Genomic DNA, 23,576 nt, shown 5'->3' on the forward strand with positions numbered 1-23,576 from the left:
CTCAGGCGAGGCCGGAGAACTGCAGATAGGCCTGGAGCAGGGACTCGCCCCAGAAGAAGGTCAGCCAGCCGGCAATGGCCAGGTACGGGCCGAACGGGATCGGAATGCCCATGTCGCGACCCTTGACCGCCAGCCAGATCGAACCGATCACGGCGCCGACGAAGGACGACAACAGGATCGTCGGCAGGACGCCCTTGAGGCCGACCCAGGCGCCGATCGCGGCGAGCAGCTTGAAGTCGCCGTGGCCCATGCCCTCGTGCGGGTCTTTGACCCTTCTGACCACCACCTGGTACTGCTTATAGACCCAATTGACCAGCCACAGGCTCATATAGCCGGCGATCGCGCCGAGCACCGCCGGCTTGGTCTGGAAATACAGATTGTCGCTGCTGGCGACGATGCCCAGCCACATCAGCGGCAGGGTCAGTTGGTCGGGCAGCAGCTGGGTCTTGAAGTCGATGCCCGACATCGCGATCAGGAAGCCGGTGAAGACCATCGCGCCGAAGCCCTGCCAGCCGAAGCCGAAGCGCCAGACGCAGGCCACCATCAGCAGCATGGTCAGCAGCTCGACCGCCGGGTACTGGATCGAGATCGGGGTCTTGCAGCTGCGGCAGCGCCCGCGCAGGACCAGGTAGCTGAACAGCGGAATGTTCTCGTACCAGGACAGCTGGTGCTTGCAGTGCGGGCAATGCGAGCGCTCGACCACGATCCCGGGCGGCGGCGGGTCGTAGACCTCCGGCAGCTCCAGGATTTCGCGCGCGTCTTTCTTCCACTGCCACATCAGCCGCTTGGGCAGGCGCAGGATGACGACGTTGAGGAAACTGCCGAGCAGCAGCCCGAAACCGGCCGCGAGCGGATACCCGAGGCCGGGGTTCTGATCTAGGAATGCCATGCGGAAAGGATACTTCCCCGATCAGATCGTCGCAGCAAGTTTGAAGATCGGCAGGTACATCGCGACCACCATGCCGCCGACGATGACGCCCAGGATGATCATGATCAGCGGTTCCAACAAGCTCGACAGCGCGTCGACCGCGTTGTTGACCTCCTGCTCGTAGAACTCGGCGACCTTCACCAGCATGGTGTCGAGGGCGCCGGCCTCTTCGCCGATGGCGGTCATCTGCACCACCATGTGCGGGAACAGGTTGACCTGCTTCATCGCCATATTGACCTGATAACCGACCGAGACGTCGTCGCGGATCCGGTACACGGCCTTTTCGTAGACCACGTTGCCGGTCGCGCCCGCGACGGTGTCGAGGGCCTCGACGAGCGGCACGCCGGCGCGGAAGGTGACGGCGAGGGTGCGGGCGAAGCGGGCGATCGCGGCGTTATGCAGGATCTGCCCGACCACCGGGATCTTGAGCATGGCCCGGTCGAGGAAATGGGCGAACGCCGGCGAACGGTTCTTGGCCATGATGAAGGCCACGCCGGCGCCGACTACGAGCAGCAGGATCGCCCACCACCATTTGATCATGAAGTCGCTGGCGCCGATGACCATCAAGGTGAACGCCGGCAGGTCGGCGCCGAAGCTCTTGAAGGTGGCCTGGAACTGCGGCACCACAAAGATCAGCAGGATCGCGCTGACCAGGATCGCGACGGCGACGACGGTGGCCGGATAGAACAGGGCCTTCTTGATCTTGCCCTTGAGGGTCTCGATGTTTTCCTTGTAGCTCGCGATCGTGTCGAGCACGGTTTCGAGCACACCGGCGGATTCGCCGGCCTTAACCAGGTTGCGGTACAACTCGTCGAACTGGACCGGGTGTTTGGACAGCGACTCGTGCAGCGACGAACCGCTCTCGATATCGGCGCGTATGGTGTTGAGCAAAGTCTTCATGCGCGGGTTCTTGTGACCCTCGCCGATGATCTCCAGCGAGGTCACGATCGGCACGCCCGACTTCATCATGGTGGCGATCTGGCGACTGAAGATGGCGATCTCGCCCGGGGTGATGCGCTTGCCGGCGGCGCCGAACAGCGGCTTGCCCTTCGGTTTGACGACGGTCGGGGTGATGCCCTGGCGGCGCAACTCGGCACGCAGCAAGTTGGCGTTCTTCGCCGGCTGCTCGCCCTTCATGACGATGCCGCGCTTGTCGGTGCCCTGCCAGACGAACATCTCCAGCGGGTTGGCGCGGCGTACCGCGGGAGCTTGCTTGGTTGCGGTGCGGGTAGCGGATCGGGTCGCGGACATGATTTAGTCCTTGGTTACGCGGTTGATTTCGGCCAGGCCGGTGACGCCGTTCATCACCTTGATCAGTGCGGAGCGGCGCAAGTCGTTCACGCCGGACTTGATGGCGGCGGCCGCGATCTGCATCGCGTTGCCGCCCTCCAGCACGATGGCCTGGATTTCGTCGGTCATAGGCATGACCTGATAGATGCCGGTACGTCCCTTGTAGCCTTCGGTGCAGTCCGGGCATCCCGCCGGCTCGTACAGCTTGAATCCGGACGCGATCTCTTCCGCGCTGAAGCCTTCGGCGAGCAGGGCGTGTTCCGGCAAATGCACCTCGCGCTTGCAATCGTGCAGGCGACGGGCGAGGCGCTGGGCGATGACCAAGGTCACCGACGAGGTGATGTTGTAGGGCGCGACGCCCATGTTCATCAGACGGGCGATGGTCTGCGGCGCGTCGTTGGTGTGCAGGGTCGACAGCACCATGTGGCCGGTCTGGGCGGCCTTGATCGCGATCTCGGCGGTTTCCAGGTCGCGGATTTCGCCGACCATGATCACGTCCGGATCCTGGCGTAGGAAGCTGCGCAGCGCGGCGGCGAAGGTCATGCCGCGCTTGACGTTCATCTGCACCTGATTGATGCCGGGCACGCGGATTTCGACCGGGTCTTCGACCGTGGAGATGTTGCGTTGCTCGTCGTTGAGGATATTCAACGCGGTATACAGCGAGACCGTCTTGCCCGAGCCGGTCGGGCCGGTCACGAGCACCATGCCGTAGGGTTTGACCACGGCATTGATGAACAGCTCTTTCTGGTAATCCTCGTAGCCGAGCTTTTCGATGCCGAGGCGGGCGGCGCTGCCGTCGAGGATACGCAGCACGATCTTCTCGCCGAACAGCGTCGGCAAGGTGCTCATGCGGAAGTCGATTTGCTTGGTCTTGGACAGATTGAGTTTGATGCGTCCGTCCTGCGGCACGCGCTTCTCGGCGATGTCGAGCTGCGCCATGACCTTCAGGCGCGCGGCGATGCGCGAGTGCAGTTTGTTCGGGACCTTGGCGACCTGCTTGAGCAGGCCGTCGATGCGCAGGCGCACCCGGTAGTCGGTCTCGTAAGGTTCGAAATGGATGTCCGAGGCACCGCGACGAATCGCGTCGACCAGTACCTTGTTGATGAACTTGACGACCGGAGTGTCGTCGCCCTTGGCGTCGATGCCTGTGTCGCTGGTGGTACTGAGGTCGTCGTCCTTGCCGATCTCGAGGTTATCCAGGCCGTCGCCGTCGCCGACCGCGTTGGCGAGGGCGTCGGAATTCTCCAGCCAGCGGTCCAGGGTCCGGCGAATCAGTTCCTCGTCGACCAGGATGGCTTCGACCGCGGCATTGGTCTGGAACTTGATCTCGTCCAGGGCCGCGGTATTGGTCGGGTCGGCCAGGCCGATGAACAGCTTGTTGCCGCGTTTGAACAACGGCAGCGCGCTGTGTTTGCGGATCAGCTCCTCACTGATCGCCCGGACCGCGGACTGGTTGGGGTCCAGCGAGCTGGGGTCGAACAGCGGCACGCCGAACTCGATCGAGTTAGCGGCCGCCAGTTGGGCGGAGGTGGCAAGACGATGCTCGGCGAGGTACGAAGCCAGAGGCTTGCGCTCGGCGCTGGCCGCGGCCATGGCTTCGCGCGCCTTGACCTCGTCCAAGGCTCCATCCAAAACCAAACGCCGGGCAATGCCGGTGATACCCACCAAGTTGGCGGTCGCGACGCTGGACATTTCAGCCCTCAGTTTTCCCCACCCTGACTTTACCGCAATCTCAGACCATGGCGAGCTGACCGCTGTCGCTTTTCTGGAGTCGGGCGGTTCTAGCCCCAGGGCGGACAGGCTATCCTGCACCCTTGGGGAGACAACATGCACGTATCTGTAGTTTTGCCGGCCAAAAACGAGTCGGAAGGCCTTCGTGGCACCTTGCCCGCCTTGCGCCAGGCCCTGCCTGGGGCCGAGATCATCGTGGTCGACGACGGCTCCACCGACGACACCGCCGCGGTGGCCGCCGGTTTGGGCGCCAAGGTGCTGTCGTCGCCGTATTCGATGGGCAACGGGGCCGCTATCAAGCGCGGTGCCCGTGCCGCCAAGGGCGAGGTCATCGTCTTCATGGACGCCGACGGCCAGCACGATCCGGCCCAAATCCAGTCGTTGTTGGAACGCCTGGAGGCGGGCTACGACATGGCCGTGGGGGCGCGCCATTCCGGCGGCCAGGCCAGCGTCGGCCGGGGCGCGGCGAACGCGTTGTACAACCGCCTGGCCAGTTGGATGACCGGGCATAAGGTCCAAGACCTGACCTCCGGCTTCCGGGCCGTGCGCGCCGCCAAGTTCCGCGAGTTCCTGCATCTGCTGCCGAACGGCTTCAGTTATCCGACGACCAGTACGATGGCGTTCTTCCGCAGCGCTTATCCCGTGACCTACGTGCCGATCGAAGTTGCGCGCCGGGTCGGGACCCAGAGCCATATCCGTCCGCTGCGCGACGGCATCCGCTTCCTGCTGATCATCTTCAAGATCGCCACGCTGTACTCGCCGCTCAAGCTTTTCGCACCTACGGCGATCGGTTTCGCGACGTTGGGGTTGGGCCATTACGCCTGGACCTTTGCGACCCAGGGGCGCTTCACGAACATGAGCGCATTGTTGTTGAGCGCATCGGTAATCGTCTTTCTGATCGGCCTGGTATCCGAGCAGATCACCGGCTTGACGTACCTCCATGGCCGGGACGCAGCGATCGACCCGGACGAGAACCCTGAATGGCGCTAGCAGAGCGCGCAGGACTGCGCGGACGGTTCCGCGGTTACTCCGGCGCACGGCCCGATGTCGTCCGACTATTGCCGCAGGCGGGGTTGAGCCGGGTGCTCGATGTCGGCTGCGGTGCGGGCATGACCGCGGCCCTGGTCCGCGAGCGCTGCGCGGACGCGCGCGTGGTCGGGGTCGAGCCGATGGCGGAACTGGCCGAGCATGCACGCGAGCAGTTGGACGAACTGATCGTCGGCCGGATCGACGACCCTGCGGTATTGGAGCGCCTGGCCGCACAAGCGCCGTTCGATGCGATCGTCTGCGCCGACGTGCTCGAGCACGTGGCCGAGCCGCTGCCTGTGTTGCGCGCGCTGGCGCAGCGATTGGCCCCGGGCGGTTGCCTGGTGACCAGCTTGCCTAACGTGCGCCATCTGTCCACGTTCATCGCGCTCGGTCTGCTCGGTACCTGGCCGGCGCGCGAACGCGGCATCCACGATCGCACCCACCTGCGCTTCTTCGCTCGTCGCGACATTCTGCGTCTAGGCGAGCAAGCCGGGCTGGAACTGCGCGCCGAACGGCGCAATGTGCGCCTGTTGGAGTCGCGTGCCTGGAGCTTGGTGCTGGCCAAACCGCTCGACTTCTGGCCGTTCCGCGGCTTCGTGACCTTCCAATATCTGCATCGCTGGACCCGGGCCAACGCCGACCATGGCGGTTGAGCGACGCGGGTGGTGGCGGTTGGCCGCGGCTTATGCGCTGGCGGCGCTCGCGCTTTACTTCTGCGTTCGTTACCTCGGCGTGCACGGTGGACGGTTCGCCGAGGCGATCCTGCACTTGTCGCCGGCCAGGCTGGCGCTGGCGTTCGGCTTGTTCGCGCTGGGGCTGGGGCTTAATGCCGGTGGCTTCGCTTTCGCCAACCGAGCCTTGTCGGCGACGCCGTCTGCGCGAGTGCTGGCGGGTGCGTGGCTCGCGACCCTGTTGGTCAAGTACGTTCCGGTCGGTATCGGTCATGTCCTGGGACGCGGATTGATGTTGTCCCGGCATGGCGTTTCGGCGCGTGCCACCGCCTGGGTCGGGCTGTTCGAGCAAGCGCTGTCGCTGGCTTTGTGCGTGGCGATCGCGGTGCTCGCCCATGCGGCGACTGAAGCGGCGTGGCGCCCGCTCGCCTTGGGCCTGGCGCTGGCAGGCGTCGGACTGTTGCTCGGTGGCGCATGGTGGTTGCGCCGACGTGCGGTGCTGCGGCCGATGTATTGGCTGGCCGCGCTGGCCTGCTATGCGGTGGCGATGTTGCCGTATGCGGGGGCTTATCTGACTTTGGTCGAGCCGTCCGAACCCTTGCGTTTCGTGCAGGCGCTGTTCGCCGGTACCGTTGCCGGCGTCCTGGCGGTGCTGGTGCCCGGCGGCCTGGGCGTGCGCGAATCGATCATTGCGGCCTGGTCCGGCCAGGACGCCGCGGAGGCAGTGTTGGCCGGGGTGGTCGCAGCACGTGGATTGATCCTGGCTGCGGAAGCGCTGGCCTCGTTGATCGGCCACTGGATGCTGCGGCCGCGGAGCGAGGCGTCGTGAGCGCGGAACTGATCGTCGCGGGCCTGCGCGCTTCGGGTGAGGGCTACCCCAATGCCGAGCAGACGATACGTCTGCTCGCTGAGCAAGGCGAGTATCGGATCCGCGACCTTGGCCATGCCCTGCCGCCGGACCTGCACCTGTGGAAGCTCAGTCGCCTGCCGCCGCACCGGCAGTTGCTGGCGCTGGCGCGACTGGGGTTGGGTAATTTGCTGAGTCTGGTAAGGATTCTGCGCGCGGCGACGCCGCAAAGCCGGATCTACGTGCCATATCCGAGTGTGTTCTTCCTGTGGCTGCTGTCCTGGCTGCCCAACTCGCGGCGGCCGCATTGCATCGCTGATGCGTATATCTCGGTATGGGATTCGATGTTCCGCGACCGTGCCGGTAATGGCGGCGATTCGGCGGCGTCGCGTTGGATCAAGCGCACCGAGGCGCGCGCCCTGCGCGCGGCGGCGCAGGTGTTGGCCGATACCGAGGCCAACCGCGATCGCCTGATCGAAGACTTCGGTCTCGACCCGAAGCGGGTGCGCTCGTTGCCTCTGGCGATCGATGCGGCACCGTTCCGCATTGCGCCCGCATACGCACCGCAGACACCGGCATTGAACGTGCTGTTCGTCGGTACGTTGATTCCGCTGCATGGAGTGCCGACGATCCTTGATGCCGTGCAGCGGCTCTTGGACGCGCCTGCGCAGAGGGATCGTTTCCGTTTCCGCTTCGTCGGCGACGGCCAGCTCGGCGAGCGGTTGAGCGAGTTCGTGCAGCGTCACGATCCCGACCAGGTGATTTGGATCCGCGAATGGCAGCCGCTGGATCGCGTAGCGCAGGAAATCGCAGCGGCGGATATCTGCCTCGGTGTTTTCGGCGGACACGGCAAGGCATCGCGGGTATTGCCGTTCAAGCTCTACATGTACCTGGCGAGCGGTCGTGCAGTCGTCAGCCAGGCGGCTATGTCGTTGCCAGCAAACACGCCGGTTCCGCCTATCGAATCGGTGGCGCCCGACGATGCGGATGCATTGGCCGATGCGTTGATCGCATTGGCCGACGACCCGCAGCGCCGAACCGAGCTCGCGCATGCGGCCTCGGGCTACTTCGATTCCTGGTTGAGCGGCGCAGCGGTGGTTCGGGCGTGGGAAACGCTAGATATCTAAGCAACTACGCGAGTGTCCGGAACTGAGCCATTCGGTGGCCTACGTCAGTCTCCGGCAGTGGCCGGAGCCGCGATGCCGGTTTCGATCAACACGCGTATTTCGTCGGCTTGGCGGCGTTCGGAGCGGTGGCTTGGATCGATCAGCCGTTCGGCGGAGCTCAGGGCCGACTTTGCGCCGACGAAGTCGCCGAGTCCTACGCGTGCGCGCGCCAGTAACAGTCCGGTGTCGGCCGAGGCATTCGATCGCCAGACGATTTGCGTTTGTGTCGCGGCCAGCGCCCAGCGGCCCGCGCGGGCCGCAATGATTGCAGTCAGGACGCGAAACTGCTGTTTCGGCAGCGCGCTTTCGGGCTGGGTACGTGCGGCCTGCAGTTGTTGCTGCATTGCCGCGATGATTGCTTCCTCGGTCAATGCGCCGCAGCGTCCGTTACGGCTGGCCTGTACGAGAACGTCGAACGCCTGGACCTCGCCGACTGTGATCTTGGCGCGCGCGTCGGCCATGACTCGGTCGAAATAGTCTGCGGGCACACCGAGTGCGGCGAAGCAACGTATCGAGGCGAGATCGATACGGGCCTGCAGCCGCTCGCGCGGTCGGACGCCCTCGGCGATCGGGCGCAAGACCTCCATGCTATGGCCGAATGCGCGAGCGTTGAGTTCGCGCATCGCCTTGGTCTGTCTGGCCCGTAGCGATTCTGGGTGGTGTATGAGGGCGAGATCGACGATAGCGTCTTTGTCGCGCCAGATCAGCGCGCGCTGCAAGGTCAGCCAGGACAGCGTGCCGAGCGCGATGACGACGGCGACGATCGCGGCCTGGTTGGTGATTCGATCGCCTTTCAGCATCGCGGCGATCGTGCCGATCACCGCCAGGCCCAGGCCTATCGACGGCAGATAGTTACGGTGCTCGTAGTACAGCTCAAGCGGCAGGATGCTCGACTCGATACTGTGAGCCACGAGGAAGAAGAACCATCCGGCAAACAGGCTCGGCCAGCGTTTGCGCAAGGCGATCGCAACGATGGTTATCGCCGCCAAGAAAGCCATGGATATCGCGGTGGAATAAGGCGAGAACAGACCGGTCGATACTTTGAAGTCGTCGGTGTACAGCCCCATCTCGTCACTGCGCGGCAGGACTAGTTGGCCTATGTAGTCCGTGAGTACTCGTGCCTGGCTCAACAGTCTCTGGTAAGGACCGAAATCCAGTACGGCATAGCCGCCCAAGGGCCGCTCCGGCGACAGGATGAACACAGTAACCGCGAAGGCTGCCGGCAGCGCCAGAAACAAGCCGTAGAACAGGCTGAGAATGCGCTTGTCGCCGGCGTTTCGGCGGTAGTAGGCCAGCTCCAGCACAGCGCATAAAACTGGAGTGACCGCTGCGTTTTCCTTGCTCAGGAGCCCCGCGGCGAACAACAGCGGAAACCAGAAGAATAGCTTCCATGCAGCGCCTTTGCCGTCGTTGGACGCCAGGCGCTGTCGTGCATCCAGATAGACCAGGATCGAAGCGAGGGTGAATAAGGCGCTGAGCTGCGCCATGCGTTGCACCGCGTACAAGACGGTGCTCACCTGCATCGGATGCAGCAGCCACACGCACACGATCAATGCCGAAATAGCGTCCGCGCGATTATGCAGATGAGGGTCATGTACCAAAACTCGGCGCAAGACCTGCCAGGCAAGCCAGCCGCAAGCCAGGTGCGCGATCAGATTTCCGAGTTTGAACGTGAAGGGATGATTGCCGAGAGGCCCCGCGGTCAGCAGGAAGCTCGCCATGGATACCGGCCGGCCGAGCGCTCCCGAATAATTGCCGAATACAGCTTCGTGCCAGGGGATGCGGCCATGCGCCCATTGCTGGACGGGCGCCAGATTGGCCAAGTCGTCGAGAAGGAAGGGGCCATCGAGTCCTGCCCAGTACACGATGACCGTAACGATCAGGCTCGCAATGACCCAGTGTTTGGTTTGCATTGCGATTTTGAGCACTGAGTGGCCTTGCCGCTGAAAAGTTGCTGCGAATGTTCTCTGGAGGGCTCCACGAATACGATGCGGAGCCCGGCCTCGAGCGTGCTCGGCTATTTATGCTGCTGCAGCAGTGCGCGTGTTTTACCGAGCTCCACACGCCCGGCCGTGTCGTAAGGTTTCATCCTGCGATCGAGGGCGAGCACCAGAGTTTCGGCTTCGGAGCGCAGGCCGCGCATGGCGTAGATCTGCGAAAGCAAGGTTCCGACCGGAAGATCGCCGCTGGCTTTCCAAGCTTCCTCGGCCTGCTTTTGTGCTTCAGGCAGGCGACCTGCGTGCAGGAACATTTCCGCGGCCAAGAAACGAGTCAGCCACTTCGAGCGCGACTTCTCCGGCTGGGCGGAAGCCCGTTGGATCATGAAAGCCATGCCGTCGGCGATGACCGAATTCGTCAGGCGGCCGCATCCCTGCTCTTTGCTCACGCGCGCAAGCAAACGTAGCGCCGGCACTTCCGACATGGTCAGATTGGGACGCGCTTCGGCCAGGGCGCGTTGCAGATCCTGCGGCGGCACGTCCATTCCGCGGATGCAGTCCAGGGTGATCCAGCTCAGCCGTCCGACGACCCGGTTACGGGGATTCTTGCTCGAAAGCAGGTCGGCGAAGGCATCGTAAGAGCCTTGAGTATTGCCTTGGCGCATCGAAATGGTAGCCCTCAGCAACTGGGCGCGCATCGAATCGGGATGGTGTTTAAGCCCTTGCTCGAGGATGGTGTCCTCGGCTTGCCAGACATGTGCGCGTCCGTTCGTGGCGAAGGCGAACGACAGAGCGAATCCGCCGGCTGCGAGAAACCCGAGCTGTCTGGGGGTCAATACATTGGTCGGCAGCTCTTTCAGCAACAGTATCGCTAATCCAACGACGGCCAATAGCAGGCCGATCGAGGGCAGGTAGTTACGATGCTCGAAATACAGTTCCAAGGGGAGGATGCTCGACTCTACGCCGTGAGCAACGAGGAAAAAGAACCAGCCGGCGAAGACGCTCGGGGCGCGCTTACGCAATGCAATCGCGCCCGCGCTGATAGCCAGCAGTGCGGCTAATGAGGCTAGGGTCGTCGCTGGAGAGAGCAGGCCGGTCGAGGGCTGGAAATCGTCGGTGTACAGGCCTAGCAGCGGGGTTCTGGGGATGAGTACCGTGCCGATGTAGTCCATCAGGATGCGGGTTTGCGACAGCAGTCGCTCGATCAGCGTGAAGTCGCGCTCCGCATAGTTCACCAGTAGACGATCGGGATTTATCAGCAGGACGCCGGCGATGGCGATGGCAGGCAGTACGAGTGCCAAGCCGAAGAACGTTTTGAGGATCCGGTTGCGCGTGCCGTTGGAGGAGAAATAGGCCAGTTCGATGACGAGGCAGAGAGCGGGGGCTACGGCCGCATTCTCTTTGCTCATCAGTCCGGCGAACACGAGCATTGGGAACAGCGCGAATAAGCTGAAGACGGCCTTGCGGGTCTTGCCTTCGTTGAGCTGTCGACGGGCGATCAGATACGCCCAAAGCGAGGCGAGTACGAACAGCGTGCTCAATTGAGCCATGCGCTGCACCGAGTACAGCACGGTGCTTACGTTGATCGGGTGCAGCAACCAAAGGCCGACGACGATGCTGGCCAGCAGGTCGGCATGCGCGGACATGCGCGGATCCTCGTGCAGCAGTCGTCGGATGACCTGCCATCCCAGGAGTCCGCAAATCAGATGGATGACCAGATTGCCTAGCTTGTAGGCGTAGGGGGTATGGCCGCTCAGTTCGGCACTGAGCAGAAAGCTTGCCATCGACAGCGGACGGCCGAGCATGCCCGAAGCGTTGCCGAACACCACCGACTGCCAGGTCGCGTCGCCCGCCAGCCAGCTTTGAATGGGGTTGAGATTGGGAAGGTCGTCAAACAAGAACGGGCCGGAAAGGCCCGTCCAGTAAACGAATGCGGTGAGCGCCATCGCGACGCAAAGCAAAATGCGGGCCTGCATGGAGCCTGTCCTACCGGAAATATGTGAGGCGGACTATACCCGCAACACTTGGGTCTGTACCTGTGCTTGAAAACCGCAGCTTATGCCGTCTGAGTCGCGAACTTTAGTTCGTTGCAGACAGCGTTTAGCGGCACTCGGCAGGCACCAAAGTCAGGTTGGTATCGCTGGGTACGCTGCAATCCCATTCGAGTCTGCCGCCGTCGGAGCTAGGCGTCAGCGTATAAGTGATCGGTGTTCTTACATTGGTGGTGGTTGCGGTGATCACGCCGTTGGCTCCGACTTCCACGGTGGCGCAATAGCTGGATGCGACAAAGCTGTAGCCGGTGTTGGTGGCGGTTACGAGGCTCAACGAACCTCTGTCCTGCGCCGTCTCGGACACCGAAAGCTTGGCCGACGCAGCGACATTGAGGCATTCGGCGTTCTTGGTCCGCGCGACGTAATCCAGGTACGCCGGAAGGGCGATGGAGATCAGGATGCCGAGGATCGCGATGACGATCATCAGTTCGATCAAGGTGAAGCCGCGTTGACGTTTCATAATGGAACCCCTGGGATCTGGTGCGGTTGAAGCCGTGATTACGGTCGGATCGTCAGGGGGGTGATCCGGTTGAGCTTTAAGCAATGGGGCGGGTCATTGCATGGTAGCTAGAAGAAACCCCGGCGGACCGGGGTTTCTTTGTGAAGCCTTGAAGCAGAAACCGCTATTAGTCAGCGCGGCATTCGGCCGGAATCTGCGATTCCTTGGCGCCGGCGCTTTCGGTGCAGGTCCACTCGATGCGGCCCGATTCCATGACCGGGGTCAGCACGAAGGTGGCGAGCTGGTTCGCGCCGGTGGCCTGGGTGGTGGCCGTGATCACGCCGGTGCCGGCGGTGATTGCGACGCTGGCGCAGTAGCTGCTGGCGAGGAAGCTGTAACCGGTGTTGGTGGCCGTGATGGCGGCCAGCGAACCGCGATCCTGAGCGGTTTCCGACACGGCCAGCTTGGCGGCGGCGGAGACGTTCAGGCACTCGGCGTTCTTGGTGCGGACGGTGTAGTCCTGGTACGCCGGCAGAGCGATGGCGATCAGGATGCCGAGGATGGCGATGACGATCATCAGTTCGATGAGGGTAAAGCCTTGCTGCTTCTTCATGGTATTTCCCCTAGGAGTGATTGAGTTGCTTCACGTGCCTGCAGGCTCGATTGCTCGGTCCTTCGGCAGCCGTGCGTGCCGCACGTGCATAAAGGAATACGCACATCCCATGCCAACCTCCGTAGTTATGAACCGGGGGATCGAAAGTGATAGTCAGGTCACGTAAAGCGAGTTCGAGGCGTCGGTTGGGGTGACGCAAAAGGTCAGTCGGAGGGCTGTGGTGGTGACCTAATGCGTCATGTTGCACATTGATCGGCCGGAACTGAGGCGCCCGTCACGCAAGGCTTGGCCGGTGCCGGAGCCACGGCAGATGAGCAGGAAAAGCGAATCGGCGGTGCGTTTCGCGGTGCCCGCAACGGCCTGGTTCGGGGCGGCGGCCGCGTCCAGCAGCGAGCGGTAGCGGTCGCCGTGTGCATGTAGATGTCCGGTGCGTACACGCGTGGCGCGGCATGGATGGGCGAGGCGCTTCGGCTGCGTCTGCGCGAGCGGCGATAAGGCTTCGTTTCGACGAGGAGGCGAGTCGCGTCGCTGGGGCGCGCCGAAAGCCGCGTGCCCGATAACCGAGGAATCTGTTGCGGACCATCGATAGCCGACGACGCGGCAGGTGCGTCGGCCGCGTTGCGTTCGCGACGGTGCTGTCGATGGTGCGGCAGACTCGACCGAACGGGAACGTCGTTCGGCCGAGCATTCGCGGATCAGTCGATCCCGAGTTTCTTGAGCTTGTAGCGCAGCGCGCGGAAGGTGATGCCGAGGGCGGCTGCGGTGCGGGTCTTGTTGTAGCGGTTTTCCTGCAGGGCCTGCTGGATCGCGGCGCGCTCGATTTCTTCTATATAAGAGGGCAGGGCGCTGGTCGCGGTGTCGCGCGGGTTGAGGGTGCGCGGGTCGACGGCGCCGGCCGCTTGCTGCGGCGCTGCGCCTGCGTTCTGCAGTTCGCTCAGAGGGGCCTGGGTGGCCAGGCGCGGCAGGCGCAGGTCGCTGGCGTTGAGGACTTCGCCTTCGGCCAGGGCGAGCGCGCGCTCAAGAATGTTCTCGAGCTCGCGCACGTTGCCAGGGAAGCCGTAGGCGCGCAGCGCTTCCTGGGCATCCTCGCCGAGGCGCGGCACCGGACGGCCCTGGCTACCGGCGAGCCGGTGCAGGATCTTCGCGGCCAGGCCGGGCAGGTCGTCGAGGCGTTCGCGCAACGGCGGCACGCGCAGCTCGATCACGTTGATGCGGTAGTACAAGTCTTGGCGGAAGCGGCCTTCGGCGACGAGCGCGGCCAGGTCCTTGTGGGTCGCCGACAGGATGCGCACGTCGACGACGAGCTCGGCCTGGGCGCCGACCGGACGAATGGATTTTTCCTGGATCGCGCGCAGCAGCTTGACCTGCATCGGCAGCGGCAGCTCGGCGACTTCGTCCAGGAACAAGGTGCCGCCGTCGGCGGCCTGGAACAGGCCGGGTTTGTCGACGTGGGCGCCGGTGAAGCTGCCCTTCTTGTGGCCGAAGAATTCGCTCTCCATCAGCTCGGCGGGAATCGCGCCGCAGTTGACCGGAACGAACGGGCCGTCGGCGCGGCCGCCTTCGGAATGGATGGTGCGCGCGACCAGTTCCTTGCCGACGCCGGACTCGCCGGCGATATACACCGGGGCCTGGCTGCGGGCGACCTTGCCGATGGTCTGGCGCAGTTTGATCATCGCCGGCGATTCGCCGTACAGGCGCGAACCGACCGCTTCGCTGGCGCTGCGGCGGGTGTCGTTGAGTTCGAGGGCGTGGCGCACGAGATCGCGCAACACCGCCAGGTCGACCGGCTTTGCGACGAAATCGAAGGCGCCGGCCTTGAGCGCGTCGACCGCGGCTTCGACGTTGCCGAAGGCGGTGATCATCGCGACCGGGGTGTTGGGGTATTTCTGGCTGATCTCGGCGATCAGGTCCATGCCCGAGCCGTCGGGCAGGCGCATGTCGGTCAGGCACAGGTCGTAACGATTGCGCAGCAGTTGGCTGCGCGCCTCGCCGAGGCCCGATGCGGTATCGCAACGCAGGCCCATGCGGCCCAAGGTCATGACGAGGAGCTCGCGAATATCGCGCTCGTCATCGACCACCAATGCACTACGAGTTTCTGCCATTGCGCCCTCCACCGCCCACGATAGCTTAACGAGGCCGTCGCGGCCAAGACGCACATGATCGGGAATCCCAGACCGGGAATCCGCTCACGCAAGTATGGCTCAGACCAGGGACAACGCGCTCGCTCCGGCGAGCCGGATGCGGAAACAGCCGCCGCCGCCGGGCACCGGCACGAAGTCGAGCGAGGCCTGGTTCGCCCGGCAAAGCTCGCGTGCGATGTACAGGCCGAGGCCGGTGCCGTGGCTGGAGGTGGTGAAGAACGGGCGGAACAGGCGTTCGGCGACCGACTCGGGAATGCCGGGGCCGCGGTCGAGCACGTCGATCGCCGGCAGGCCGACTTCATCGAAATACACGTGCACGGTGACCCGCGCCGGCTGGCCGGGAATGCGGCCGTAGGTCAGGGCGTTGTGCACCAGCACGGTCAGGGCCTGGTGCAACTGCCTCGGGTCGACCAGGGCTTCGACCTGGCTGCGCGGACCGGTCGCGCGCAGCGTGTCCTGTTCGATCGGGTGGCTGGAGCGGTATTCGTCGACGAACTGGCGCACGAACCCCATCAGCTCGACATGCTCGGGCTTGGCCGGCTCGCGCCGCGCCATGCCGAGGACGTTCTCGACGATGCCGTTCATGCGCGAACCCTGCTGGCGCACGATTTCGAGCAGGCGGCGGTCGGAGATGGCGATGTCGTGAGATTCCTCCAGCAACTGCACGGCGTAGTTGATCGCGGCGAGCGGGTTGCGGATCTCGTGGGCGAGGCTGGCCGAGAAGCGGCCGAGCGCGGCGAGGGTGATCGACTCGGCATGGCGCGACACCAGCGAGGTGTCGTCGAGGAAGATCAGGGTCTGGTCGCTGCCGGCGAGCAGGCGGGTGAAGCGCGGCACCACCTCGGGCAGGTCCGGGGCGAGCTGCAGCGGGCTTTCGTCGGGCCGGCCTTCGGTGCGCCAGCGGCTCAGGCGGCGCGCCAGTTCCGGCGAGGCGATCGCCAGCACGCGATGGCCGTGGCGCTGGCCGTCGTATTCGCCGGAGTCGCCGAGCAGCAGCATGGCCGCCTCGTTGGCCAGGCGCAGACGGCCTTCGCCGTCGACCAGCAGCACGCCGGTGCGCATGCGGCGGATGATGAGTTCGTTGATCTCGGCGTAGTTGGCGGCCTCGGCGCCGCGGCGCTCGGCCAGGTCCTGGGTTTCGCGCATCTGCCGGCCGAGGGCGTTGGTCAGCAGGGCGATCGAGAGGTAGCCCAGGGCGAACATGATCGGCTCGGCGACGGTCCGGCCGAGGCTTTCGCCGCCGATCTCGTTCCAGATCCATTCGCCGATCAGGCCGATGCAGGCCACGACCGCGGCGCCGATGCCGTAGCGGGCGCGCAGCAACAGGGCCGCGGCGCCGACGTTGAACATCAGCATCAGGGCGATGCCGGTGCCGGCGCGCGGCAGGGCGTGGATCGCAAGGATGCCGAAAAACAGGTCGCTGGCGATGCCGGCGAAGACCTGGCTGCGCAGCTCGCCGCGACGGCTGAACAGGAACAGCAGGCTGGCGATGAACAGATAGGCCAGGGCCAGCGAGCGAGCGAACAGGTCGTGGCGCGGCGCTCCGATCAGGTCCGCGACCGGGCCGAACAGGAAGAACACCAGCAAAGCGGCTTCGAGCAGGCGGTACAGGGTGAAGAAATAGAGTTCGCGGCGCAGCGCGAGGTCGGCATCGGCCGGACTGACGGGGGCGAGACCTGACGGCAAGCGGGTTTTCCCTGCGCGGGCGGAGTGTCGATCAGTATAGGGCGACTGGCTTGTCTCGGCCTGCGCCGATTGCGCGGCTGGGGCCGAACCGGGCGGGAAGGGGGTGGGGGACGCTCAGGCCGGCCTGGGCGGCCGGAATGGCGGGTTTTGCTTCGGCCCGCCCCGATCGGCGACAATGCGGCCCCCTCGCGCGTGCTCCGGCTTCCGGCCGCATGCACCTGCGGGACGTCTTTCACTCCCCTCGGTGACGCATGAATTTTCACGAATATCAGGCAAAGCAGCTGTTTGCCGACTACGGCATCGCAGTGCCGGCCGGGCGCGTTGCGCGCACTCCCGATGAGGCCGTTGCGGCCGCCAAGGCCATTCCGGGCGATCTTTGGGTGGTCAAGGCCCAGATCCACGCAGGCGGCCGCGGCAAGGCCGGCGGCGTCAAGCTGGCGAAGAACTTCGACGAAGTGAAGCAGTACGCCCAGGCCATGCTCGGCACCAAGATGGAGACCTACCAGTCGGCCGGCGTCGCTCTGCCGATCGATTCGGTGCTGATCTCCGAAGGCACCGACATCGACAAGGAACTGTACTTGTCGATCTTGGTCGATCGCTCGACCCAGTCGGTCACCTTCATCGCTTCGGCCGAAGGCGGCGTGGACATCGAGAAGGTCGCGGAGGAAACCCCGGACGCGATCAAGACCGTGCACGTCAACTACGTGCAGGGCCTGCAGGCCTACCAGTGCCGTGAGCTCGCCTTCGACCTCGGCCTCACCGCCAAGCAGGCCGGCCAGCTGACCACGATCATGCTGGGCCTGTACAAGCTGTTCAACGAGAAGGACCTGGCGCTGGTCGAACTCAACCCGCTGGCGATTCTTACCAACGGCAATCTCGCCGTGCTCGACGGCAAGGTCAACAGCGACGACAACGCGACCTTCCGCCACAAGGATCTCGCCGCGATGCGCGATATCCGCCAGGAAGACGAGACCGAGGTGCTGGCCAGCCAGCACGACCTCAACTACGTCACCATGGACGGCAACATCGGTTGCATGGTCAACGGCGCCGGTCTGGCGATGGCGACCATGGACGTGATCCAGTTGGAAGGCGGTTCGCCGGCCAACTTCCTCGACGTCGGCGGCGGCGCCACCAAGGAGCGCGTGACCGAGGCCTTCAAGCTGATTCTCAGCTCGGACAAGGTCGAGGCGATCTTCGTCAACATCTTCGGCGGCATCGTCCGCTGCGACATGATCGCCGAGGGCATCATCGCCGCGGTCAAGGAAGTCGACGTCAAGGTGCCGGTGATCGTGCGCCTCGAAGGCACCAACGTGGAAGCCGGCAAGGAACTGCTGAAGAACTCGGGTCTGGCCATTACCCCGGCCGACAACATCAACGATGGCGCGAAGAAGGCGGTTGCCGCCGTCGCTGGCAAGTAAGGGGCTAATGACATGTCCGTTTTGATCAACAAGAACACGAAAGTGATCGTGCAGGGCTTCACCGGCTCGCAGGGCACCTTCCACGCCGAACAGATGCTCGAGTACGGCACCAAGGTCGTCGGTGGCGTGACCCCGGGCAAGGGCGGCACTCAGCACCTCGGCCTGCCGGTTTTCAACACCGTGCGCGACGCGGTCAATGAAACCGGCGCCGACGCCTCGGTCATCTACGTGCCGCCGCCGTTCGCGGCCGACGCGATCCTGGAAGCGGCCGCTGCCGGCATCAAGGTCATCGTGTGCATCACCGAAGGCATTCCGGTGCTCGACATGCTGCGCGTCAAGAACACGCTCAACGGTTTCGACGACGTGGTCCTGGTCGGTCCGAACTGCCCCGGCGTCATCACCCCGGGCGAGTGCAAGATCGGCATCATGCCGGGCCACATCCACAAGCCGGGCAAGATCGGCATCGTCTCGCGTTCGGGCACGCTGACCTATGAAGCGGTCAAGCAGACCACCGACGTGGGCCTGGGCCAGTCGACCTGCATCGGCATCGGCGGCGACCCGATCAACGGCACCAACTTCATCGACGCGCTGAAGTGGTTCCAGGACGACCCGCAGACCGAAGGCATCATCATGGTCGGCGAGATCGGCGGTTCGGCCGAGGAAGAAGCGGCCGAGTTCATCGCCCAGTACGTGACCAAGCCGGTGGTCGGCTTCATCGCCGGCGCCTCGGCGCCGAAGGGCAAGCGCATGGGCCACGCCGGTGCGATCGCCTCGGGCGGTTCGGGCACGGCCGAAGGCAAGTTCGCGGCGATGGAAAAGGCCGGCGTCACCACGGTGAAGTCGCCGGGCGACCTCGGCGCGGCGATCGCCAAGCGCCTGGCCAAGTAATCGGTCAGGCAGGCCGGCAGACGAGTCCGTCTCGGCGGTCGGAACGCGAAAAAGCCGCCTTAGGGCGGCTTTTTTGTATGTAGCACCGATGTGCTACATTGGTCCTCGCCACCTCTCCTCCGGTGCAGACGCCCATGTCCACGACCACCATCCGCTTGACCGAAGAACTCAAGGCGCGCATCGCCCGCGCCGCCGAGCGCAGCGGCACCACGCCGCATGGCTTCATCCTCGGAGCGCTCGAGGAGAAGGTCGACGAAGCCGAACGTCGGCGCGACTTCATCGGCGAAGCCGAGCGTCGTTGGCAGAGTTTCGTTGCGGAAGGCCAGGTGATCGCCTGGGGCGATATGCGTGAATACCTCTCGCGCCGCGCACGCGGCGAAAGTCCGGTAACGCCGGCCAAGAAGACCTTCGGGCGCGAATCGTGACCCGAATCGTCCTCTCGCCCGGCTCGGCGGAGGACTTCGCTCGGATTCTCGATCATCTGGACCGGCACGAGGTCGCCCAGCGCGAACCGCGCATCGAGGGCATCCTGCACGCCATCGACGTATTGGCCGACAATCCTCTGATCGGGCGTGTGCTCGAGCAGGATCTGCGCGAACTGGTCATCGGACGCGACGCGCAGGGATACGTCGCTCTGTATCGCTACCTCGGCGAGTTCGATACCGTTTTAATCATCGCCATTCGCGCCCAGCGCGAGGCTGGCTACACCCACGACTGACTGGTCGTTACGAGAATCGCCGCATGTCCAAGACCCTGCGCATCGCCCTGGCCCAGTTCGACTTCCCGGTCGGTGCGGTCGAAAAGAACGCCGAACGCATCGCGGCGATGATCGTCGAGGCCCGCGACCGGCACGGCGCCGACGTGGTGCTGTTTCCCGAGCTCGCGGTCAGCGGCTATCCGCCGGAAGACCTGCTGCTGCGGCCGAGTTTCCTCGCCGAATGCGAGGGTGCGCTGGAGCGGATCGCCCAGGCCGCGCGCGGCATCGTCGCCGTCGTCGGCTGGCCGCAGGCAGCCGGCGCGGTGGTCTATAACGCCGCCAGCGTGCTGCGCGACGGGCGCATCGAAACCACGTATCGCAAGCGCGAGCTGCCGAATTACGCGGTGTTCGACGAGCGCCGCTACTTCGACGTCGATCCCGACGGCGAGGCCTGCGTGTTCGAGGTCGAGGGCGTCGCGGTCGGCCTGGTGATCTGCGAAGACCTGTGGTTCGCCGAGCCGCTCGCCGCGACCGCGGCCGCCGGCGCCAGTCTGGTGCTGGTGCCGAACGCCTCGCCGTTCGAGCGCGACAAGCACGCCCAGCGCGATGCATTGCTGGAGGTGCGGGCCAAGGAAACCGGCGTCGCGCTGGCCTATCTCAACGTCGTCGGCGGCCAGGACGCCCTGGTGTTCGATGGCGCCTCGGTGCTCGCCGACGGCAACGGCCATGTGCATCCGGCCGCGACCGCGTTCGAGGACCACTGGCTGCTCGCCGACTATCGCGACGAAGACCGCAGCTTCGTGCCGGTGGCTTGGCCGGCCGAGCAGGACGAGGGCCGCGACTCGCTGGCCTGGCGTGCGGTGGTGCGCGGCACCCGCGACTACTGCCGTAAGAACGGCTTCGACAAGGTCTGGCTGGGGCTGTCGGGCGGCATCGATTCCTCGCTGGTGATGGCGGTCGCGGTCGATGCGCTCGGCGCCGAGAACGTAGTCGCGGTGCGCATGCCCTCGCGCTACACCGCCGATCTGTCCAACGACCTGGCCGCCGAACAATGCGCGAGCCAGGGCGTACGCCTGTTGGCGCTGCCGATCGAAAAGCCGTTCCAGGGCTATCTGGACACCCTGGCCGAGGTGTTCGCCGACAAGGCGGTCGACGTCACCGAGGAAAACCTGCAATCGCGCACCCGCGGCGCGCTGTTGATGGCGATGAGCAACAAGTTCGGCGGCCTGCTGCTGACCACCGGCAACAAGAGCGAGTACGCGGTCGGCTACGCCACCATCTATGGCGACATGTGCGGCGGTTACGCGCCGATCAAGGACTTGTACAAGACCGAGGTATTCGCGCTGGCGCGCTGGCGCAACGCGATCGCCGGCGCGCCGGTGATTCCGTGGGCGGTGATCGATCGTCCGCCCTCGGCCGAGTTGCGCGAGAACCAGAAGGACCAGGATTCCTTGCCGCCTTATGACGTGCTCGACGCGATCCTGCTGCGTCATGTCGACCAGGAGCAGTCGCGCGACGAGATCGTCGCGGTCGGCTTCGACCCGGCGACGGTCGACAAGGTGCTGCGCCTGGTGCGCATCAGCGAATGGAAGCGGCACCAGGCTGCGCCGGGTCCGAAGGTCTCGCGGCGGGCGTTCGGCCGCGAGCGTCGCTATCCGATCACGAACGGCTACGTCGGTTGATCGCGTAGGGGTTCTTGCAGGAGCGGCATGAGCCGCGAGCAACCGAAGCGATCGATACCGCGCCCCGACCCGACGCCCGGTCCTCCGCCGCGCGAAACCGCGCTTGCGTCGTTGCCGCGGCGGCGTGGTCGCGGCTCACGCCGCTCCTACAAGGGGCAACGGCGACGCCCAAGAAACGATCGATGCCGCGCCCCGACCCGAAGCCCGGTTCCCCCCGCGCGAAACCGGGTTTGCGTCGTTGCCGCGGCGGCGTGATCGCGGCTCACGCCGCTCCTACAGGGGCAGCGGCGGCGCCCGGGCAGGCTCGATCCGCCACAAAAAACGCCGCCCGAGGGCGGCGTTTTCTTTGGTGCTGTGCGGCGAAGCGGGCGCTTACTGCTTGCGCTTCTCTTCGTCGCGGTCGCGGTTGTCGACTGCCGACTTCTCGCCCGCGAACGGGTTGAGCTTGCGCAGGTTGCTCGGGTAGTCCGGCCAGTCTTCCGACAGCGCCGGGTGGGTGGCGTCGTTCTGCTGCAGCACGCGCTTGGCGTCGGCGGCGAGGGTCTGGTTGCCCAGGCCTTCGTAGGCCTTCATCAGCACCGCGACCGCATCGTTCTGGTAGCGGCTCTGCGGATAGGTCTCGAGCAGGTACTTGGCCCGGTCGGCCGAGGCCACGAAGGCGGTGCGGCGCAGGTAGTACAGGGACACGTCGAGCTCGTGGCGGGCGAAGGTGTCGCGCAGGGCGAGCATGCGCTTGCGCGCGTCCTCGGCGTAGCGGCTGTTCGGATAACGCTCGACCACGATCAGGAAGTCGTTGTAGGCCTGCATCGGCGTCGACAGGTCGCGGCGGCTGACGTCCAGGCGCCAGACGCGCTGCAGGAACACCGTGTCGCGGCTGGAGTTCACCAACCCGCGCAGGTAGTACAGGTAGGCGACGTTGCGGTGGGTCGGGTAGGTGCGGATAAAGCGGTCGATGCTGCTGATCGCGTCGTCGTGCTTGCCCGACTTGTACTGGGCGTAGGCCGTCTCGACCAGGGCCTGCTCGGTGTAGGGGCCATAGGGGTACTGCGCGACCAGGCGCTTGAAGCTCGCCTCGCCCGAGGCCCAGTTGCCGTTGACCATCGAGCCGTGGGCCTTCTTATAGATGGCCTCGACCGGCTGGCCTTCGTCCGCGTCTTTGTCCTTTTTGAACATCTTGCCGACGCGGCTGCAGCCGGAGGCAGCGAAAACCACGATCAGCAGCAGGCAAAACAGGCGAACAAGTCCGCGGGAAGGGGCAAAACGTACAGTCATGGCAGGCATCGACGGGCGCCGGAGGCACGAAGCGCCGATAATAGCAGTCCGCGGGTCGTGCCCCTTAACCGATCCCGTCTCCCCGCCGCCGTATAGACCCCTCCGATGACCGAGCCCCGCCAGACCCTCACCGCCACCGTGCCCGACAGCGCCGCCGGGCGCCGCTTCGATGCGGTTCTGGCCGAACTGTTCCCCGATTACTCGCGCTCGCGCCTGGCCACCTGGATCAAATCCGGCGACGCGCGCCTGAACGGCCGCGAGGTGCGGCCGCGCGATCCGGTCCAGGGCGGGGAGTCGGTCGAGCTGACCGTGGTCCTCGACATCCAGACCCGCGCCGAGGCCGAAGACATCGCCCTGGACGTGCTCTACGAGGACGCCGACGTGATCGTCCTCGACAAGCCGGCCGGGCTGGTCGTCCATCCGGGCGCCGGCAACCACGCCGGCACCCTGGTCAATGCCTTGCTGCACCGCGATCCCGGCCTGGCGACCCTGCCGCGGGCGGGCATCGTCCACCGCCTCGACAAGGACACCTCCGGGGTCATGGTCGTGGCCCGCACCCTGCCGGCGCATACCTCGCTGGTCGAGCAGCTGTCGGCGCGCGAAGTGCACCGCCAATACCTCGCCGTCGTCGTCGGTGCGTTGGTCTCCGGCGGCACCGCCAACGCGCCGATCGACCGCCACCCGCGCGATCGCCTGCGCATGGCGGTGCGCGAGGACGGCCGCGATGCGGTCACCCATTACCGCCTGCGCGAGCGCTTCCGCGCCCACACCTTGCTCGAATGCCGCCTGGAAACCGGGCGTACCCACCAGATTCGCGTGCACATGGCGCATCTCAAGCACCCGATCGTCGGCGACCCCTTGTACGGCGGCCCGCTCAAGCTGCCCAAGGGCGCCACCGACGGCCTGGTCGAAGCCCTGCGCGGCTTCAAGCGCCAGGCCCTGCACGCCGAGACCCTGGAGTTCGTCCATCCGGTCAGCGGCGAGCCGATCCGCTGCACCGCGCCGGTGCCGGCCGACCTGCGCCATCTGGTCGCCGAACTGAGCGCCGACACCCGCGCCGCGGCCGAGGCCGGCCGATGACCTCGGACGC

The 23,576-nt window shown here is 65.2% G+C and carries 20 protein-coding genes; 10 read left to right on the forward strand and 10 right to left on the reverse strand.

All coding sequences use genetic code 11. The features are described from left to right. Position 1 precedes the first annotated feature (1 nt). Genes LC490_RS07215 through pilB form a run of 3 tightly spaced genes read right to left on the reverse strand, consistent with a single transcriptional unit; the run spans position 2 to position 3,910 of the window. The gene (locus LC490_RS07215) at positions 2-889 is read right to left on the reverse strand and encodes an A24 family peptidase (protein ID WP_031371611.1); all 888 of its coding nucleotides are present in this window, start codon (positions 887-889) and stop codon (positions 2-4) included. A gap of 21 nt (positions 890-910) precedes the next feature. Beyond that, positions 911-2,179, reverse strand: a complete 1,269-nt coding sequence (locus tag LC490_RS07220; RefSeq protein ID WP_305067576.1) for a type II secretion system F family protein — start codon at positions 2,177-2,179, stop codon at positions 911-913. A 3-nt stretch (positions 2,180-2,182) separates the two neighbouring features. Continuing rightward, positions 2,183-3,910, reverse strand: a complete 1,728-nt coding sequence (gene pilB / locus LC490_RS07225; protein ID WP_223619735.1) for a type IV-A pilus assembly ATPase PilB — start codon at positions 3,908-3,910, stop codon at positions 2,183-2,185. A gap of 135 nt (positions 3,911-4,045) precedes the next feature. On the opposite strand from pilB, the gene LC490_RS07230 reads away from it, so the two are divergent. Genes LC490_RS07230 through LC490_RS07245 form a run of 4 tightly spaced genes read left to right on the forward strand, consistent with a single transcriptional unit; the run spans position 4,046 to position 7,623 of the window. Next, the gene (locus LC490_RS07230) at positions 4,046-4,939 is read left to right on the forward strand and encodes a glycosyltransferase family 2 protein (RefSeq protein ID WP_223619736.1); all 894 of its coding nucleotides are present in this window, start codon (positions 4,046-4,048) and stop codon (positions 4,937-4,939) included. Further along, entirely contained in the window at positions 4,930-5,631 is a 702-nt protein-coding gene (locus LC490_RS07235) for a class I SAM-dependent methyltransferase (RefSeq protein WP_223619737.1), read from the forward strand. Before LC490_RS07230 ends, LC490_RS07235 begins: the two co-directional genes overlap by 10 nt. Continuing rightward, positions 5,621-6,478, forward strand: a complete 858-nt coding sequence (locus LC490_RS07240; protein WP_223619738.1) for a hypothetical protein — start codon at positions 5,621-5,623, stop codon at positions 6,476-6,478. The genes LC490_RS07235 and LC490_RS07240 overlap by 11 nt, the downstream gene beginning before the upstream one ends. Then, positions 6,475-7,623 (forward strand): glycosyltransferase, encoded by a 1,149-nt coding sequence (locus tag LC490_RS07245; protein ID WP_223619739.1) that lies wholly within the window; start codon positions 6,475-6,477, stop codon positions 7,621-7,623. The genes LC490_RS07240 and LC490_RS07245 overlap by 4 nt, the downstream gene beginning before the upstream one ends. A 44-nt stretch (positions 7,624-7,667) precedes the next feature. Here the strand turns inward: LC490_RS07245 and LC490_RS07250 are convergent, their stop codons facing one another. The 6 genes from LC490_RS07250 to LC490_RS07280 all read right to left on the reverse strand — a co-directional run bounded on the left by LC490_RS07250 (position 7,668) and on the right by LC490_RS07280 (position 16,529). Next, positions 7,668-9,575, reverse strand: a complete 1,908-nt coding sequence (locus LC490_RS07250; RefSeq protein WP_223619740.1) for a hypothetical protein — start codon at positions 9,573-9,575, stop codon at positions 7,668-7,670. Between the two features lie 104 nt (positions 9,576-9,679). Beyond that, on the reverse strand, positions 9,680-11,575 hold the full coding sequence (locus LC490_RS07255; protein WP_223619741.1) for a hypothetical protein: 1,896 nt from the start codon (positions 11,573-11,575) through the stop codon (positions 9,680-9,682). 124 nt (positions 11,576-11,699) lie between these two features. Beyond that, positions 11,700-12,110 (reverse strand): prepilin-type N-terminal cleavage/methylation domain-containing protein, encoded by a 411-nt coding sequence (locus tag LC490_RS07260; RefSeq protein ID WP_305067577.1) that lies wholly within the window; start codon positions 12,108-12,110, stop codon positions 11,700-11,702. Between the two features lie 166 nt (positions 12,111-12,276). Continuing rightward, the gene (locus tag LC490_RS07270; RefSeq protein ID WP_223619742.1) at positions 12,277-12,702 is read right to left on the reverse strand and encodes a pilin; all 426 of its coding nucleotides are present in this window, start codon (positions 12,700-12,702) and stop codon (positions 12,277-12,279) included. A 695-nt stretch (positions 12,703-13,397) separates the two neighbouring features. Continuing rightward, on the reverse strand, positions 13,398-14,804 hold the full coding sequence (locus tag LC490_RS07275; RefSeq protein WP_031371624.1) for a sigma-54 dependent transcriptional regulator: 1,407 nt from the start codon (positions 14,802-14,804) through the stop codon (positions 13,398-13,400). Between the two features lie 99 nt (positions 14,805-14,903). Then, positions 14,904-16,529: an ATP-binding protein gene (locus LC490_RS07280; protein WP_223619743.1), complete on the reverse strand. Its 1,626-nt coding sequence runs from the start codon at positions 16,527-16,529 to the stop codon at positions 14,904-14,906. A gap of 251 nt (positions 16,530-16,780) precedes the next feature. Between LC490_RS07280 and sucC the strand changes: the two genes are divergently transcribed. The 5 genes from sucC (at position 16,781) to LC490_RS07305 (ending at position 21,214) form a co-directional block, all read left to right on the forward strand. Next, the gene (gene sucC / locus LC490_RS07285) at positions 16,781-17,947 is read left to right on the forward strand and encodes an ADP-forming succinate--CoA ligase subunit beta (RefSeq protein ID WP_223619744.1); all 1,167 of its coding nucleotides are present in this window, start codon (positions 16,781-16,783) and stop codon (positions 17,945-17,947) included. Between the two features lie 12 nt (positions 17,948-17,959). Then, a complete protein-coding gene (gene sucD, locus LC490_RS07290) occupies positions 17,960-18,835 on the forward strand; it encodes a succinate--CoA ligase subunit alpha (protein WP_031371627.1) in 876 nt (291 codons plus the stop codon). A gap of 134 nt (positions 18,836-18,969) precedes the next feature. Beyond that, positions 18,970-19,260, forward strand: coding sequence for a DUF1778 domain-containing protein (locus LC490_RS07295; RefSeq protein ID WP_031371628.1), 291 nt, complete (start codon positions 18,970-18,972; stop codon positions 19,258-19,260). Further along, complete coding sequence (locus LC490_RS07300; RefSeq protein ID WP_223619745.1) at positions 19,257-19,553, forward strand: type II toxin-antitoxin system RelE/ParE family toxin; 297 nt, start codon at positions 19,257-19,259, stop codon at positions 19,551-19,553. The genes LC490_RS07295 and LC490_RS07300 overlap by 4 nt, the downstream gene beginning before the upstream one ends. 23 nt (positions 19,554-19,576) lie before the next feature. Beyond that, the gene (locus tag LC490_RS07305) at positions 19,577-21,214 is read left to right on the forward strand and encodes an NAD+ synthase (RefSeq protein WP_031371630.1); all 1,638 of its coding nucleotides are present in this window, start codon (positions 19,577-19,579) and stop codon (positions 21,212-21,214) included. 372 nt (positions 21,215-21,586) lie between these two features. Here LC490_RS07305 and LC490_RS07310 read toward each other — a convergent pair whose 3' ends face one another. Beyond that, positions 21,587-22,486: an outer membrane protein assembly factor BamD gene (locus LC490_RS07310; protein WP_031371631.1), complete on the reverse strand. Its 900-nt coding sequence runs from the start codon at positions 22,484-22,486 to the stop codon at positions 21,587-21,589. 105 nt (positions 22,487-22,591) lie between these two features. Here LC490_RS07310 and rluD point away from each other — a divergent pair, with 105 nt between their 5' ends. Next, positions 22,592-23,566 carry a 23S rRNA pseudouridine(1911/1915/1917) synthase RluD gene (gene rluD, locus LC490_RS07315; RefSeq protein WP_031371632.1) on the forward strand — a complete coding sequence of 325 codons (975 nt, stop codon included), beginning with the start codon at positions 22,592-22,594 and terminating at the stop codon, positions 23,564-23,566. Positions 23,567-23,576 lie beyond the last annotated feature (10 nt).

Origin of the sequence: Lysobacter sp. ESA13C (genome assembly GCF_019970005.1) — a bacterium.
In the GTDB taxonomy this organism is placed as follows: domain Bacteria; phylum Pseudomonadota; class Gammaproteobacteria; order Xanthomonadales; family Xanthomonadaceae; genus Lysobacter; species Lysobacter antibioticus_B.

What these genes read in the sequence shown, in the direction of transcription:
- LC490_RS07310 (WP_031371631.1), bottom strand. Translation starts at nt 22,486, where the DNA reads ATGACTGTACGTTTTGCCCCTTCCCGCGGACTTGTTCGCCTGTTTTGC.
- LC490_RS07235 (WP_223619737.1), top strand. Translation starts at nt 4,930, where the DNA reads ATGGCGCTAGCAGAGCGCGCAGGACTGCGCGGACGGTTCCGCGGTTAC.
- LC490_RS07305 (WP_031371630.1), top strand. Translation starts at nt 19,577, where the DNA reads ATGTCCAAGACCCTGCGCATCGCCCTGGCCCAGTTCGACTTCCCGGTC.
- LC490_RS07240 (WP_223619738.1), top strand. Translation starts at nt 5,621, where the DNA reads ATGGCGGTTGAGCGACGCGGGTGGTGGCGGTTGGCCGCGGCTTATGCG.
- LC490_RS07250 (WP_223619740.1), bottom strand. Translation starts at nt 9,575, where the DNA reads ATGCAAACCAAACACTGGGTCATTGCGAGCCTGATCGTTACGGTCATC.
- rluD (WP_031371632.1), top strand. Translation starts at nt 22,592, where the DNA reads ATGACCGAGCCCCGCCAGACCCTCACCGCCACCGTGCCCGACAGCGCC.
- LC490_RS07260 (WP_305067577.1), bottom strand. Translation starts at nt 12,110, where the DNA reads ATGAAACGTCAACGCGGCTTCACCTTGATCGAACTGATGATCGTCATC.
- LC490_RS07215 (WP_031371611.1), bottom strand. Translation starts at nt 889, where the DNA reads ATGGCATTCCTAGATCAGAACCCCGGCCTCGGGTATCCGCTCGCGGCC.
- LC490_RS07255 (WP_223619741.1), bottom strand. Translation starts at nt 11,575, where the DNA reads ATGCAGGCCCGCATTTTGCTTTGCGTCGCGATGGCGCTCACCGCATTC.
- sucD (WP_031371627.1), top strand. Translation starts at nt 17,960, where the DNA reads ATGTCCGTTTTGATCAACAAGAACACGAAAGTGATCGTGCAGGGCTTC.
- pilB (WP_223619735.1), bottom strand. Translation starts at nt 3,910, where the DNA reads ATGTCCAGCGTCGCGACCGCCAACTTGGTGGGTATCACCGGCATTGCC.
- LC490_RS07270 (WP_223619742.1), bottom strand. Translation starts at nt 12,702, where the DNA reads ATGAAGAAGCAGCAAGGCTTTACCCTCATCGAACTGATGATCGTCATC.
- LC490_RS07220 (WP_305067576.1), bottom strand. Translation starts at nt 2,179, where the DNA reads ATGTCCGCGACCCGATCCGCTACCCGCACCGCAACCAAGCAAGCTCCC.
- LC490_RS07230 (WP_223619736.1), top strand. Translation starts at nt 4,046, where the DNA reads ATGCACGTATCTGTAGTTTTGCCGGCCAAAAACGAGTCGGAAGGCCTT.
- LC490_RS07275 (WP_031371624.1), bottom strand. Translation starts at nt 14,804, where the DNA reads ATGGCAGAAACTCGTAGTGCATTGGTGGTCGATGACGAGCGCGATATT.
- sucC (WP_223619744.1), top strand. Translation starts at nt 16,781, where the DNA reads ATGAATTTTCACGAATATCAGGCAAAGCAGCTGTTTGCCGACTACGGC.
- LC490_RS07295 (WP_031371628.1), top strand. Translation starts at nt 18,970, where the DNA reads ATGTCCACGACCACCATCCGCTTGACCGAAGAACTCAAGGCGCGCATC.